The sequence below is a fragment of the Roseiterribacter gracilis genome (genome assembly GCA_018332375.1).
Lineage (GTDB): Bacteria > Pseudomonadota > Alphaproteobacteria > BOG-932 > Roseiterribacteraceae > Roseiterribacter > Roseiterribacter gracilis.
Map to the genome: position 1 here is coordinate 2,842,900 of BOPV01000001.1, position 12,187 is coordinate 2,855,086.

13 protein-coding genes and 1 tRNA gene are annotated in these 12,187 nt (G+C 63.0%); 11 read left to right on the forward strand and 3 right to left on the reverse strand.

Annotated features, from left to right (window positions below; all coding sequences use genetic code 11):
* Positions 1–10 precede the first annotated feature (10 nt).
* On the forward strand, positions 11–1,297 hold the full coding sequence (locus TMPK1_RS14125; RefSeq protein WP_420243678.1) for an MFS transporter: 1,287 nt from the start codon (positions 11–13) through the stop codon (positions 1,295–1,297).
* A 4-nt stretch (positions 1,298–1,301) separates the two neighbouring features.
* On the opposite strand, the gene TMPK1_RS14130 is transcribed toward TMPK1_RS14125, so the two are convergent.
* Complete coding sequence (locus TMPK1_RS14130; RefSeq protein WP_420243679.1) at positions 1,302–2,258, reverse strand: complex I NDUFA9 subunit family protein; 957 nt, start codon at positions 2,256–2,258, stop codon at positions 1,302–1,304.
* Between the two features lie 106 nt (positions 2,259–2,364).
* Between TMPK1_RS14130 and TMPK1_RS14135 the strand changes: the two genes are divergently transcribed.
* The 8 genes from TMPK1_RS14135 to TMPK1_RS14170 all read left to right on the forward strand — a co-directional run bounded on the left by TMPK1_RS14135 (position 2,365) and on the right by TMPK1_RS14170 (position 8,251).
* A tRNA-Leu gene (locus tag TMPK1_RS14135) sits at positions 2,365–2,451 on the forward strand.
* A gap of 8 nt (positions 2,452–2,459) precedes the next feature.
* Positions 2,460–3,074, forward strand: coding sequence for a ribonuclease D (locus TMPK1_RS14140; RefSeq protein ID WP_420243680.1), 615 nt, complete (start codon positions 2,460–2,462; stop codon positions 3,072–3,074).
* Between the two features lie 133 nt (positions 3,075–3,207).
* Positions 3,208–3,849 carry an LPS export ABC transporter periplasmic protein LptC gene (gene lptC / locus TMPK1_RS14145; protein WP_420243681.1) on the forward strand — a complete coding sequence of 214 codons (642 nt, stop codon included), beginning with the start codon at positions 3,208–3,210 and terminating at the stop codon, positions 3,847–3,849.
* Between the two features lie 26 nt (positions 3,850–3,875).
* Positions 3,876–4,766: an LptA/OstA family protein gene (locus tag TMPK1_RS14150; RefSeq protein WP_420243682.1), complete on the forward strand. Its 891-nt coding sequence runs from the start codon at positions 3,876–3,878 to the stop codon at positions 4,764–4,766.
* A complete protein-coding gene (gene lptB / locus TMPK1_RS14155; protein WP_420243683.1) occupies positions 4,763–5,515 on the forward strand; it encodes an LPS export ABC transporter ATP-binding protein in 753 nt (250 codons plus the stop codon). The genes TMPK1_RS14150 and lptB overlap by 4 nt, the downstream gene beginning before the upstream one ends.
* Positions 5,516–5,532: 17 nt before the next feature.
* Positions 5,533–7,023, forward strand: coding sequence for an RNA polymerase factor sigma-54 (rpoN, locus tag TMPK1_RS14160; RefSeq protein ID WP_420243685.1), 1,491 nt, complete (start codon positions 5,533–5,535; stop codon positions 7,021–7,023).
* Between the two features lie 170 nt (positions 7,024–7,193).
* Entirely contained in the window at positions 7,194–7,484 is a 291-nt protein-coding gene (locus TMPK1_RS14165) for a hypothetical protein (RefSeq protein WP_420243687.1), read from the forward strand.
* Between the two features lie 83 nt (positions 7,485–7,567).
* The gene (locus TMPK1_RS14170) at positions 7,568–8,251 is read left to right on the forward strand and encodes a hypothetical protein (RefSeq protein WP_420243688.1); all 684 of its coding nucleotides are present in this window, start codon (positions 7,568–7,570) and stop codon (positions 8,249–8,251) included.
* A gap of 66 nt (positions 8,252–8,317) precedes the next feature.
* Here TMPK1_RS14170 and TMPK1_RS14175 read toward each other — a convergent pair whose 3' ends face one another.
* Positions 8,318–10,156, reverse strand: coding sequence for a M3 family oligoendopeptidase (locus TMPK1_RS14175; protein ID WP_420243689.1), 1,839 nt, complete (start codon positions 10,154–10,156; stop codon positions 8,318–8,320).
* A gap of 44 nt (positions 10,157–10,200) precedes the next feature.
* Here TMPK1_RS14175 and TMPK1_RS14180 point away from each other — a divergent pair, with 44 nt between their 5' ends.
* The gene (locus TMPK1_RS14180; RefSeq protein ID WP_420243691.1) at positions 10,201–10,689 is read left to right on the forward strand and encodes a biotin transporter BioY; all 489 of its coding nucleotides are present in this window, start codon (positions 10,201–10,203) and stop codon (positions 10,687–10,689) included.
* A complete protein-coding gene (locus TMPK1_RS14185) occupies positions 10,686–11,306 on the forward strand; it encodes an HAD hydrolase-like protein (RefSeq protein ID WP_420243692.1) in 621 nt (206 codons plus the stop codon). Before TMPK1_RS14180 ends, TMPK1_RS14185 begins: the two co-directional genes overlap by 4 nt.
* Here TMPK1_RS14185 and TMPK1_RS14190 read toward each other — a convergent pair.
* Positions 11,303–12,088 (reverse strand): crotonase/enoyl-CoA hydratase family protein, encoded by a 786-nt coding sequence (locus tag TMPK1_RS14190; RefSeq protein ID WP_420243694.1) that lies wholly within the window; start codon positions 12,086–12,088, stop codon positions 11,303–11,305. The two genes, TMPK1_RS14185 and TMPK1_RS14190, sit on opposite strands and share 4 nt — an antisense overlap.
* Positions 12,089–12,187 lie beyond the last annotated feature (99 nt).

Consider the following 12,187-nt stretch of genomic DNA (forward strand, 5'->3'; position numbering starts at 1 on the left):
CTTCCGAACGATGGCTCTAGCGACCAGTTCCGCGCCACCCGCACGTTTTGATCTGAAGACCGTGCTGGCCTGGTGCCTGTACGACGTCGGACTCGCCGCTTTCAACACGGTGATCGTCACCTTCGTCTTTCCGGTCTATTTCGCCAAAGCGATCTGGGGCGACGAAACCAGCGGCAGCGCTGCGTGGGGCTTCGCGATGGGCGCAGCCGGCATCGCGGTCGCGATCCTCAGCCCGGTGGTCGGCGCCATCGCCGACCAACAACGCCGCGTGAAACCGTTTCTGATTTTCTTCGGCAGCATCGTCGCTGCAGCCAGCGCGGGTTTATGGTTCGCGCTACCCGATCGCAGCAACGCGATCTGGGTGTTGCTCGTCGTCGGCGCGTCCGCTGTCGCGTTCGAATTGGCGTTTCTGTTTTATAACGCGCTGCTGCCGCGCTTGGCGCCGCCGGCCAAGCTTGGCCGCCTGTCCGGATGGGGATGGTCCTGCGCCTATCTCGGCGGCATCGCCTGTCTGGCGCTTGCGCTGGTCGGATTCGTGCAGCCGCAACAAGCGTGGTTTGGCCTGTCGCACGACAAGGCCGAACATATCCGCGCGACGACGCTGCTGGTCGCCGCTTGGTATCTGGTTTTCACCTTGCCGCTGTTGCTGATTTTGCGCGAAGGCAAACCTGCTTTGTCGATTGGCGCAGCCGCACGCAAAGGCATGGCGCGACTGCGCGCGACATTGCGCGAAGCGCGCAGCGAACCGAATCTGTGGCGCTTTCTGTTGGCCAGTGCGCTGTATCGCGACGGGCTTGCGACGGTCTTCGCGATGGGCGGTCTGTATGCCGCCGGCACGTTCGGCATGGCGTTCGACAAAGTCGTGCTGCTGGCGATCGGCCTCAATATCGCCGCCGGCATCGGCGCGATTCTGTTTGCCTGGCTGGATGATTTTCTTGGCTCGAAACCGACCGTGCGCCTGTCGTTGATCGGTTTGATCGCGACCGGCGTGCCGTTGTTGCTGGTCGAAGACACGACGATGTTTGTCGTGTTTGCGTTGGCGCTGTCGCTGTTTGTCGGACCGACCCAGGCAGCAAGCCGGTCGTTGTTGGTCCGTCTGTCGCCGCCCGAACGCACCGCGGAATTGTTCGGCCTGTACGGCCTGACCGGACGCGCTTTTACGTTTCTAGGACCGTTCAGCTTTTCGCTGGCGACCACCGCGACCGGATCACAACGCGTCGGAATGAGCGTCGTAGTTGCGTTTTTCGTGCTTGGCTGGGCGCTGCTCGAAACCGTCCGCGTTCAACGATCTGGATGACGCGTCAGCGGACCGAATAGTCCCGGATGTCGGCGAACTGACCGCCTTTGCGATAGCGATTGAGATAGGTCGGCAGGATCTGTTCCAGCGACGTCGCTTCGATGCCGAGATCCTTCAACGTCGCAGCGCCTTGTTGCACGACATTATCGTGACGCAGCTGTTCGACCTGATCGCTGCTCAATGGTGCGCCCGGCAACCAGCCGGTCCATTTCGCCGCCAGCGCCGCAATGCCGAACGGAATCGGCAGCAGCATGCCTTCGCGACGAATCGTTTTCAGCATCAGCTGCATCAGTTCTTCGAACGAATGCGCGCTTGGCCCACCCAGCTCGAACGTGCGGCCGCGCGTATTGTCATCGGCAACCGCGTTGGCAATCGACTGCGCCACGTCACCAACCCAAACCGGTTGGAAGCGCGTCTTGCCGCCGCCGATCAACGGCAGCATGGGCACGAAGCTCGCCAGCATGGCGAAGCGGTTGAAGAAGTTGTCTTCGGGACCGAACACGACCGATGGGCGCAGGATCGTCGCGTCGGCGAACGCCTGACGCAGCGCAACTTCGCCTTCGCCTTTGCTGGCGGCGTAGCGCGAGGCCGCGTTGGGATCGGCGCCGATCGACGAGACATGCACGACGCGCTGGACGCCGGCACGCTTGGCAGCTGCGCCAATCCGGCCTGGCAATTCGGCATGGGCGCGCTTGAAGCCACCCGTCGTCAGCGTGCCGACCAGGTTGACGACGATGTCGGCGCCGTCGATTGCGGCCGCGAGCAGACGGTCGTCATACGGGTCGACCAGCATCGGGACGACCTGGCCCACGACGCCGCCGGTCCGCAGGCGCGCGGCGTTGGCGGTGCTGCGGGTAGCGACCCGGATCACCATCTCAGAGCCAGCCAGCTTCTTGAGGGTGTGGCGGCCGACAAAGCCGGTGCCGCCAAAAATCGTCGCGACCGGGGTCTTATAAGTCATCGCGTGGGTCCAGCTTTCGGTTTGTGCTGCTCGTAGCGCCCAGAACGCCTGTTGACAACGCGCGTTGACAACGCGCCTGCCAGCGGCCTATCAAGCCGGCCCGCATGCCCAGGTGGCGGAATTGGTAGACGCGCTGGTTTCAGGTACCAGTGGCCGAAAGGCCTTGGAAGTTCGAGTCTTCTCCTGGGCACCACTTATTACGTGAACGATAAAATCACCCTTCATCGGGGCGACCTGCCCCCGGATCTCTCGTTCGGTTCGATCGTTGCGATCGATACCGAAACGATGGGATTGCGCCCCGAGCGCGACCGGCTGTGCCTGGTGCAGCTGTCGTCCGGCGACGGAACGGTGCATCTCGTTCAGTTCAATAATCACTTCGACGCACCCAATTTGAAGCGGCTTCTGACCGATCCCTCGGTCGTGAAGCTGTTCCATTTTGCGCGGTTCGACGTGGCGGTGCTGAAAGCCTATCTCGGCGTCGACGTGAATCCGATTTGGTGCACCAAGATCGCATCGAAGCTGGTTCGCACGTTTACAGACCGTCATGGGCTGAAAGATCTCGTGCGCGAGCTGCTGGGTGTCGAACTGTCGAAACAGCAGCAAAGCTCGGATTGGGGCGCGCCCGAATTGACCGAGGCGCAGCTCGAATATGCGGCCTCGGACGTGCTGCATCTGCATGCGCTCAAGACCAAGCTGACCGAAATGCTGGTGCGTGAAGGCCGGATGGACCATGCCGAGGCATGCTTCCGCTTCCTGCCAACCCGCGGGTGGCTGGATCTGCACGGCTACGAAGACGCGGACATTTTCGCGCATTAACGGCGGCGCCTTCGATCGTGCGGCCGTTAGGCCGCGCATGAATCGACGGCGCGACTCCTAAGCCTGTGTCGGTTTGCCTCGCAAACCGGCACGGGGCCTGACCTTAAGGCCTTCTCTCTGTATATGTCTGGGCATGGAGCAAGAGGCCGCCCCCGCGCGTGACCGCGTCGCCTGGACGCCGGCCAAGCGCGATCCGATCAACCTTCGACGCAGCCGCCAGGTGCGCATGCTGCGCGTCGCGTTGCCGGTTCTCGTGGTGGTCCTGCTGGGCGTCATCGCGCTGTGGCCGCAATTCCGGCCGCGCCAGATCGAGACCGCGCAGGAAGAACGGCGCCGGTCCGAGATGGTCAATACGCGCTTCACCGGCATGGACCGGTCGAGCCGCCCCTATACGATCACCTCGGATTCGGCCGCGCAGGCGATGGACGGATCCGGCATCGTCGAGATGAATCACCCGGTCGCGGAAATCTCGCTAGCGAATGGTCGTTGGATCGCCGTGAAAGCAGTGCATGGTCGCTACGACCAGAACACCGGTAAAATCGATCTCGACGGCGCGGTCGAACTGTTCCACGACGAGGGCTATCGGTTTCTGACCGAAAAGGCGCATGTCGATTTCAACGAGGGGGTCGTGTGGGGCGATCAACCAGTCGAGGGTCACGGTCCGAAAGGCGAGATTCGCGCACTGGGCTTTCGCGTAACCGACAAAGGCGAGAACACAGTGTTCACAGGTCCGTCAAAATTGACGTTGCGCATGGCGGATCGTCCGCCCTCATGAAAATTTCGAGATTGAGGCTCGCCGCGATGGCGCTGCTGGCGATCGGCGCTGCATCGCCCGCTTTCGCGCAGTTCACGCCGTTTGCTGAACCGGCCGATAAAAACGACAAGTCGCCGTTGGAAATCACCGCCGACGGCACGTTGGAATGGCTGCAGAGCGAGCGCGCCTATGTTGCACGCAAGAACGCCGTCGCAACGCGCGGCCCGTCGACTGTACATGCCGACACGATGACGGCGTTTTATCGCGACACGCCCAAGGACGCGAAGAAACCGGGCGCCGCCGGCGAGCACAAAGAAAAAGAGAAGAAGGGCAGCGACCAGGGCGCCGACCCGGGCGAAATCTGGCGCGTCATCGCCGAAGGCAGCGTGAAGATCGAAAATAACGGTCGCACCGCCTATGCCGAACGCGCCGTGTACGACGTCGACAAAAAAGTCGTGGTGCTGACCGGCGGCGACCTGAAAGTGATCACCGCGATCGAAACCGTCACTGCCAAAGACTCGATCGAATATTGGGAAGAAACGCAGACTGCCGTTGCACGCGGTCACGCGCTGGCGCGCAAACGCGAAGACACGCTGGCCGGTGACGTGCTGGTCGCGCACTTCACCAAAGAAGACAACGGCTCGACCACGCTGCATCAGGTGGAAGGATTCGGAAACGTGATCATCACCACGCCCAAGGACGTGGTGCGTGGCGCGCAGGGCGTTTACGACATGCGCACGCGCAAGGCGACGATCTCGGGCCCGGCGAAATTCTCGCAAGGTGCCAAGGGCGCGCCCGCGCCAGGCACACCGCCCGGTCCTGCGCCGGTGCGCGTCCGCGGCTTGTTCGTGCCGAAGAACAAAGATCAGCAACAGCCCGCGGCCGAGCCTGCGCCCGCGACGGCGACGCCGGCAAAAGCAGAGACGGCAGCGAAATGAACGACACGCCGCGCCTGGTTGCGGACAATGCCGGTCTGGTTGCCCGGCATCTGGGCAAGCGATTCAAACGCCGCCCCGTGCTGCGCGATGTTTCGGTTGCGGTTCAGCGTGGTGAAGCGGTCGGATTGCTGGGGCCGAATGGCGCCGGCAAGACGACGTGTTTTTACATCATCACCGGATTGATCGCGGCCGACACAGGTTCGATCCATCTCGACGGGCACGACATCACGTCACTGCCGATGTATCGCCGCGCCCGGCTGGGCATCGGTTATCTGCCGCAGGAAGCGTCGATCTTCCGCGGCCTGACCGTCGAGGAAAACATTCGTGCCGTGCTGGAAGTGGTCGAAAGCGATCCCGACCAACGCGCGGTGATGCTGGACGACCTGCTGGCCGAATTCTCGATTTCACATTTGCGGCGCACGCCGGCGCTGGCCCTGTCGGGCGGCGAACGCCGTCGAGTCGAAATTGCGCGCGCATTGGCAAGCCAGCCGCAGTTCATGTTGTTGGACGAACCGCTGGCCGGCATCGACCCGATTGCGGTGGGCGAAATCCGCGAGCTGATCCAGCTGTTGCGTCGGCGGGGCATTGGTGTGCTGATCACGGATCACAACGTCCGTGAAACACTCGATATCGTAGATCGAGCCTACATCCTGCATGATGGCGCCGTCCTCATGGAGGGCGCACCCTCGGACATCGTCGGAAACCAAGATGTCCGGCGGGTTTACTTGGGTGAAAGGTTCAGTCTCTAGGCGTTCAGTACGTCGCTATGGCGCTCACGCAACGGCTCGATCTCCGCCAGGCCCAGACCCTGGTGATGACCCCACAGCTGCAGCAGGCAATCAAGCTGCTGCAGTTGTCGAACGTTGAGCTGGTCGAATATGTTGAGCGCGAGCTGGAACAGAATCCGCTGCTCGAACTGGCCGACCCGGCCGAGCCGCCCACCGCCGCAGATCAACCCGCCGCCGAAGCGCTGCCCGAAAGCGAGGGCACGCAGGATCTGACGCAGATCACGCAGAATGATTCGACCGGTGCGGCCGAGACGCCGCTCGATACGGATCACGACACGACGTACGACGAAGCCGGCCCGTCGGCCTTCGCGCGCGAGCGCGGTAGCGGCGGTTCCTCATTCGACGACGATGAATTCGACGCGACCGAACGTCTGACCGAATCCAAAACGCTGCGCGAGCATCTCTATGATCAGCTGGCAGTCGAAATCACCGATCCGGTCGAACGCCTGATCGGCGGCGCGCTGATCGAGCTGGTCGATGAATGCGGCTGGATCACCGAACCGCTGGGCCCGTTCGCGACTGCGCTGGGCGCACCGGTCGAGCAGGTCGAAGCGGTTCTGTTGCGCTTGCAGAAATTCGAACCGACCGGCGTATGCGCACGTTCGCTCGCCGAGTGTCTGGCGCTGCAATTGCGCGAACGCGATCGCTGCGATCCGGCGATGCAAACCTTGCTCGACAATCTCGACCTGCTGGCGCAACGGCGCATGCCCGAGCTGATGCGGTTGTGCGGCGTCGATGCCAGCGATCTCGCCGACATGATCGCCGAGATCAAGCAGCTAAATCCCAAGCCGGCGCGCGAGTTTGATTCGTCACCGGTGCAGACGGTCGTGCCCGACATTCTGATGCGGCCGAATCCGTCCGGTGGCTGGGCGATCGAACTCAACCACGACACTTTGCCGAAAGTGCTGGTCAATCGCCGCTATCACGCGGTGGTGCAGAAGGGCACGCTGAGCAAAGCCGACCGCGAATATATGGCGGAGCGGCTGACGGCGGCGAACTGGCTGGTCCGTTCGCTCGACCAACGCGCGACGACGATTCTGAAAGTCGCGAGCGAGATCGTCCGTCAGCAGGACGCGTTCTTCATCTACGGCGTGCAGTATCTGCGGCCGTTGATCCTGCGCGACATTGCGACCGCGATCGAAATGCATGAATCGACTGTGTCGCGTGTGACCTCGAACAAATACATGCAGACGCCGCGCGGCATCTTCGAGCTCAAATATTTCTTCTCCACCGCAATCGCCGGTTCGGCCGGTGCCGATTCGCATTCGGCCGAAGCGGTGCGGTTCCGGATCCAGAAGCTGATCACCGCCGAGGAACCCAGCGCGGTCTTGAGCGACGACACGATCGTCGACCTGCTGCAAAAAGACGGAATCGAGATCGCACGCCGCACCGTGGCGAAGTACCGCGAGCAGCTGCGGATCCCGTCGTCGGTGCAACGCCGCCGCGAAAAACTGTCCGCTTCGGCCTGATTTTCCTGAATCTACGGAATTCTGGAACCGTCGCGCCCGTCTGAGCGATTCCGCAGGTGGGAGCTGGTGTTAACCAAGGCCCTATTTCGGTCCTATTCGGGGTAGTGACTCCACCAATGCTTCGGATAGGTTCCGACGCCCGTATCACATCTCCAAGGAGACGCTGTCAGATGAAGTCCGCCCTCGCGCTCGCCGCTCTCGTCGCTTTCGCCGCCGCCCCTGCGGTTGCGAAGGATTGTGGCGCCCGCCCGGCCTCCCCTCCGATTCCGAACGGCAAGTCCGCTTCGGAAGCCGACATGAAGGCCTCCTACACCAAGATCACGACCTACACGAAGGCCGTGAACGAGTATCTGCAGTGCCTCGCGGGTGAAACCAAAGCCGCGACTGCAGAAGCCCAAAAAGTGCAGGCCGACTACAAAGTCGCTGCGGACGAATGGAACAAGGCGCCGGCGAAGCCGTAAGGCAACGCCGAAGCGTTATGGCAGCGGCCGTCCGCGAGTGGCCGCGCCACCACTTTCTTTTTTGAACGATCGCGAGAGATCCGATGATCCGCCAAGCGCCCGCTATCTTCGCCGCCGCCGTCTTCGCGCTATTCGCATGCGCTGAAGCGTCGGCGCAGCAGCACCCAGCGACAACGCCGGCCAGCTGCAAAGAGCCGACCTTCCCCAAAGCACCTTCGGCCTCGATGAGCACCGAAGAGCTGAACGCGCTGGTCAGCGGATTCCAGGCGACGCAGCGCGACGGCAAAGCGCGCTACATCAATTGCTCGAGCGATCCGGACTGGAACAAGTACGAAGCCAAGGTCGACGCCTACGCTGCGAAGCTGAACAGCGCGGTCAACGCGTTCAACAAGGCGAACTCGCGGCCGACGACGACGCCCGCAAGCTGCACGCCGGTGAAGAAGCTGGAAGTTCCCGCCGCGCCGACGCGTGAGCAGCTCATCCAGTTGCAGGCCGATCTGAAGACGGTGATTCCGGACTTCAACGAGCGCTATCAGAAATGCGCTTCGGCGAAGGACATTGCCGACACCAAGGCGGCGATCCAGAAAGCGCAGACGGACTTCGACGCCAAGGTGCGCGAAGTGAACGCCGAGACCGAGCGCAAGAACGCCGAAATACAGAAAGAGAACGAAGAAGCGCTGCGCCAGCAGCAGGAACAGGCGAACAAGTCGCAGCGCAACAGCACGCCAGCCACCGGCAGCAGCAACAGCCCGGGCACGCGCTACTAATCGCCTCGATCATCTGATCGAATCAAAACGGCGGGCCCAACAGCCCGCCGTTTTTCGTTGTGCGATCTAAGATACCGCTTCGAGCTCGTCGATCATCTTTTCGATCACCGACAGGCCGCGTGCCCAGAAGGCTGGGTCGGCCGCATTGAGCCCAAACGGCGCCAGCAATTCTTTGTGGCGTTTGGTGCCGCCGGCACGCAGCAGATCGAAATACTTCTCCGCGAAGCCGTCGGGATGCGCTTCGTATTCGGCGTAGAGCGCATTCACCAAGCAATCGCCGAACGCATACGAATAGACATAGAACGGCGTGTGCACGAAGTGCGGAATATACGCCCACATATTGGCATAACGCGCGTCGAGTTCGATCGCAGGACCAAGGCTGGCGCGTTGCGTTTCCAGCCAGATCTCGCCCAGCCGTTCCGGCGTCAACTCGCCTTCGCGACGTTCTGCATGGACGCGCAATTCGAATTGATGGAACGCAATCTGGCGCACCACCGTGTTCAGCATGTCTTCGACTTTCGCCGCCAACATGCGACGGCGGATCGCCGGATCTTGTTCGGCATCGACCAGCGCACGGAAGGTCAGCATCTCGCCGAACACGCTGGCCGTTTCGGCCAAGGTCAACGGCGTCTGCGACAGAAGATGGCCCTGCGCACCAGCCAGCACTTGATGCACGCCGTGACCAAGCTCGTGCGCCAACGTCATCGCGTCGCGCAACTTGCCGTGCCAGTTGAGCAGCAGATACGGATGCACGCTGGGCACCGTGGGATGCGCGAAAGCACCCGATGATTTTCCAGCCACCGGCGGCACGTCGATCCATGCGTTGGTGAAGAACCGTTCGCCGATCTTGGCCAGCTCGGGCGAGAAACGCGCATAGGCGCCCAATACCAGCTCGCGTCCTGCCGGCCAGGTGATCGCACGATCATCGTCACCCGGAATCGGCGCATTGCGATCCCACCAGTTCAGCTTCTCTTTGCCGAACCATTTCGCCTTCAACGCGTAGTAGCGATGCGACAGGCGCGGATGCGCCTTCTCGACCGCAGCAGCCAACGCATCGACGACGTCGTCTTCCACCTGGTTGGCGAGATTGCGGAACGAGGTTGAGCGCGGATAGCGCCGCCAGCGATCATCGATCTCTTTGTCTTTCGCCAAGGTCGAGGTGATCAGCGCGAACAGCTTGTTGTTTTCTGCCAGCACACCCGCAACAGCCAGGCCCGCTTCGCGACGCACCGCTTCGTCGGGCTCGCTCAACAGATTCAGCGTGTCGCTGATGGGCAGCTCTTTGCCGCCGACCGGAAAGCGCAGCCCCGCAATCGTCTGGTCGAACAACCGGCTCCACGCGCCCGAACCGACGACATGGCGTTCGTGCAGCAGCTTCTCGGCTTCGTCGGTCAATTGATGCACGCGAAAGGCGCGCACCGAATCGAGCCACGGACGCCAATGGCGCAGTGCCTCGCTGTCGGCGTAGGCACGCGCGATGTCGGTCTCTTCGATCCGGTTGAGTTCGAGCGACAGAAAAATCAAATCGCTCGAGATCACCGTCACGCGTTCGATGATCGTTTGGTAGAAGCGGCCGATTGCCGGATCTTCCTGATCTTCGGCATGGACCAGCCCGGCATAGGACACAAGCTTCGACAAGCCTTCGTCGATCCGTTCGTATCCGGCGATCGCCGCAGCCAGCGCGTTGCCGTCCAAGGTCGCGACTTTTCCTTGATACTGCTTGGCGAACGACGCCGCTTCCTGCGCCAGACGCTGCAGATCGGCTTCGATCGACGGCGACTCGCGCCCCGGATAGAGATCCGATAGATCCCACCTCGGTAAAGATTGGGGCGGCGGCGATTCGGCTGCGCCACCGGTTGCACCCGGCGCGCCCGCCGTTTCTCGCCGCAAATCAGACCGCTTCATAGGTTTCCGCTCCGATGTCTCGTGCCAGATCTAGGCCTGTCCTCGTGCTCGGCCAACCGCTGCTGTTCGCAATTCTCGGAACTGCGGCGATCATTCTCGGTGCGCGCTGCGCGGTGTCGCTGGGAACAACGCCGTCGACCCTGCAGACTCTCGCGGTCGTGCTCGTCGCCGGCATTTGGGGACCATGGGTCGGCGCGGTCGCGGTGCTGCTGTATGCCGCGTGCGCTTGGGCGGGCCTGCCGGTTCTGTCCTTTGGCAGCGCGATCCCGTTTCCGCGTTTCATCCACAGCGCATCATTCGGTTGGGTGCTGGGATTTCTGCCCGCCGCCTTGTTGACCGGTGCTGCACGGCGCTGGGCGGGCGCGCGGCTGGGCCCGTGGTTTGCGGTCGCACTCGCTGCGCACATCGTCGCAATCGCCGTTGGCCTGGCGTGGAATCGTGGCGGCGTCGAACTTACCGTGCTGCTCGGCGCCTTGGCCAAAAGCGCCATCGCCGCCGTGACCCTGGCGTTGCTGCGCGGCCGGATGCGGTGACGCGCCTCGCTTTGTTCGACTTCGACGGCACGCTTGCCGATTCGATGCCGTGGTTTCTCAGCGTGTTCGACGACATCGCTGACGAGTTCAGTTTTCGCCGCGTCACCGCAGCGGAACGCGAAGAGCTGCGCGGCTTAGGCTCGCGCGAAATCGTTCGGCGCCTGGGCGTATCGATGTGGAAGATGCCGCGCATCGCGCGCCGCATGCGCGCACGCAAACTGGCGCAGGCGCATGCGATTCCGCTGTTCGCCGACACCGCACGCCTGCTCGGCACGCTGACCGCACGCGGCGTGCGCATCGCCGTCGTCAGCAGCGATTCCGAAGCCAGCATGCGCTGTACCTTGGGACCGCTGGCAGACCGGATCGAATTCTTCGAGGGCGGCGTCGGCATGTTCGGCAAAGCCGCGCGGCTGCGCAAAGCGCTGCGTCGTGCGCGCGTCGCACCGCACGAAGCGACCTATGTCGGTGACGAAGCGCGCGACGCCGACGCCGCGCAAAAAGCCGGGCTGCGTTTCGTCGCCGTCGGTTGGGGCTACGCGACCCCTGCCGCCTTCGCGCCGTCGATTCCGCTAGCGACAACGGCGGACGAGCTGCTGCGCCTGCTGGCGCCCGCTTAAACCCCGGTAAAACGCGGCGCGCGCCGTTCGCGGAACGCGGCTACGCCTTCGGCAAGATCGTGGCTGCCGACCAGCGCCGCAAACTCGGCTGCTTCGATCGCGAGCCCCTCATCGATCGAGACGTTCAACCCGCGCGTCACTGCTGCGAGACAGGCGCTGACCGCGCGCGGTGCGAAGGCGGCGATCGCCAATCCCAGACTGTTCGCCTCATCCAATAGCCGCGCACGCGGGACAACACGATTGATCAGCCCCATCTCCATCGCACGCTGCGCGCTGAACGGTGCCGCGGTCAGGATCGCTTCCATTGCGCGCTTGCGTCCGATCAGGCGCGGCAAACGCTGCGTGCCGCCGAAGGTCGGCGGCAGACCCAGCTTGATTTCGGCTTTGCTGAACGTCGCCTCCTCGCAGGCGATGGCGAGCGGTGCCGCTTCGGTGATCTCGCAACCACCGCCATAAGCGAGCCCGTTCACGGCCACGATGACCGGTTTGGGAAAGGCTTCGATGCGCGATGTCAGGCGTTGGCCGCGGCGCGGAAATTCGCGCACCGCCACGGATGGTCCAGCGGCGATGCTGCCGGCGAATTCATGGATATCGGCACCGGCCGAGAAAGCCTGTGTGCCGGCGCCAGTCAGAACGATCGCGCGCACCGTATCGTCGCGCTCGATCGCGTCAAGCGCCGCCAGCAACGCGTCGATGGTCGCGTAATTGAGTGCGTTCAACCGGTGTGGCCGATCGATGGTGAGACGCGCCAGCGCGCCATCTTGGTCAGTACGGATCGTCATGGCTGCCGAGCATCACGCCGCAGCGGCGCAACGCAGAGCGAGACCTGTTCACCCGCTGGTGAGTTCGCGCGGCCCTGTCGCGGGGCGCCAAGTGGTCCA

Bases quoted from the DNA above. Each gene is read 5' to 3' on its own strand.
- TMPK1_RS14175 (WP_420243689.1), bottom strand. From the start codon at position 10,156: ATGAAGCGGTCTGATTTGCGGCGAGAAACGGCGGGCGCGCCGGGTGCA.
- TMPK1_RS14125 (WP_420243678.1), top strand. From the start codon at position 11: ATGGCTCTAGCGACCAGTTCCGCGCCACCCGCACGTTTTGATCTGAAG.
- TMPK1_RS14170 (WP_420243688.1), top strand. From the start codon at position 7,568: ATGATCCGCCAAGCGCCCGCTATCTTCGCCGCCGCCGTCTTCGCGCTA.
- TMPK1_RS14130 (WP_420243679.1), bottom strand. From the start codon at position 2,258: ATGACTTATAAGACCCCGGTCGCGACGATTTTTGGCGGCACCGGCTTT.
- rpoN (WP_420243685.1), top strand. From the start codon at position 5,533: ATGGCGCTCACGCAACGGCTCGATCTCCGCCAGGCCCAGACCCTGGTG.
- TMPK1_RS14190 (WP_420243694.1), bottom strand. From the start codon at position 12,088: ATGACGATCCGTACTGACCAAGATGGCGCGCTGGCGCGTCTCACCATC.
- lptB (WP_420243683.1), top strand. From the start codon at position 4,763: ATGAACGACACGCCGCGCCTGGTTGCGGACAATGCCGGTCTGGTTGCC.
- TMPK1_RS14150 (WP_420243682.1), top strand. From the start codon at position 3,876: ATGGCGCTGCTGGCGATCGGCGCTGCATCGCCCGCTTTCGCGCAGTTC.
- TMPK1_RS14165 (WP_420243687.1), top strand. From the start codon at position 7,194: ATGAAGTCCGCCCTCGCGCTCGCCGCTCTCGTCGCTTTCGCCGCCGCC.
- lptC (WP_420243681.1), top strand. From the start codon at position 3,208: ATGGAGCAAGAGGCCGCCCCCGCGCGTGACCGCGTCGCCTGGACGCCG.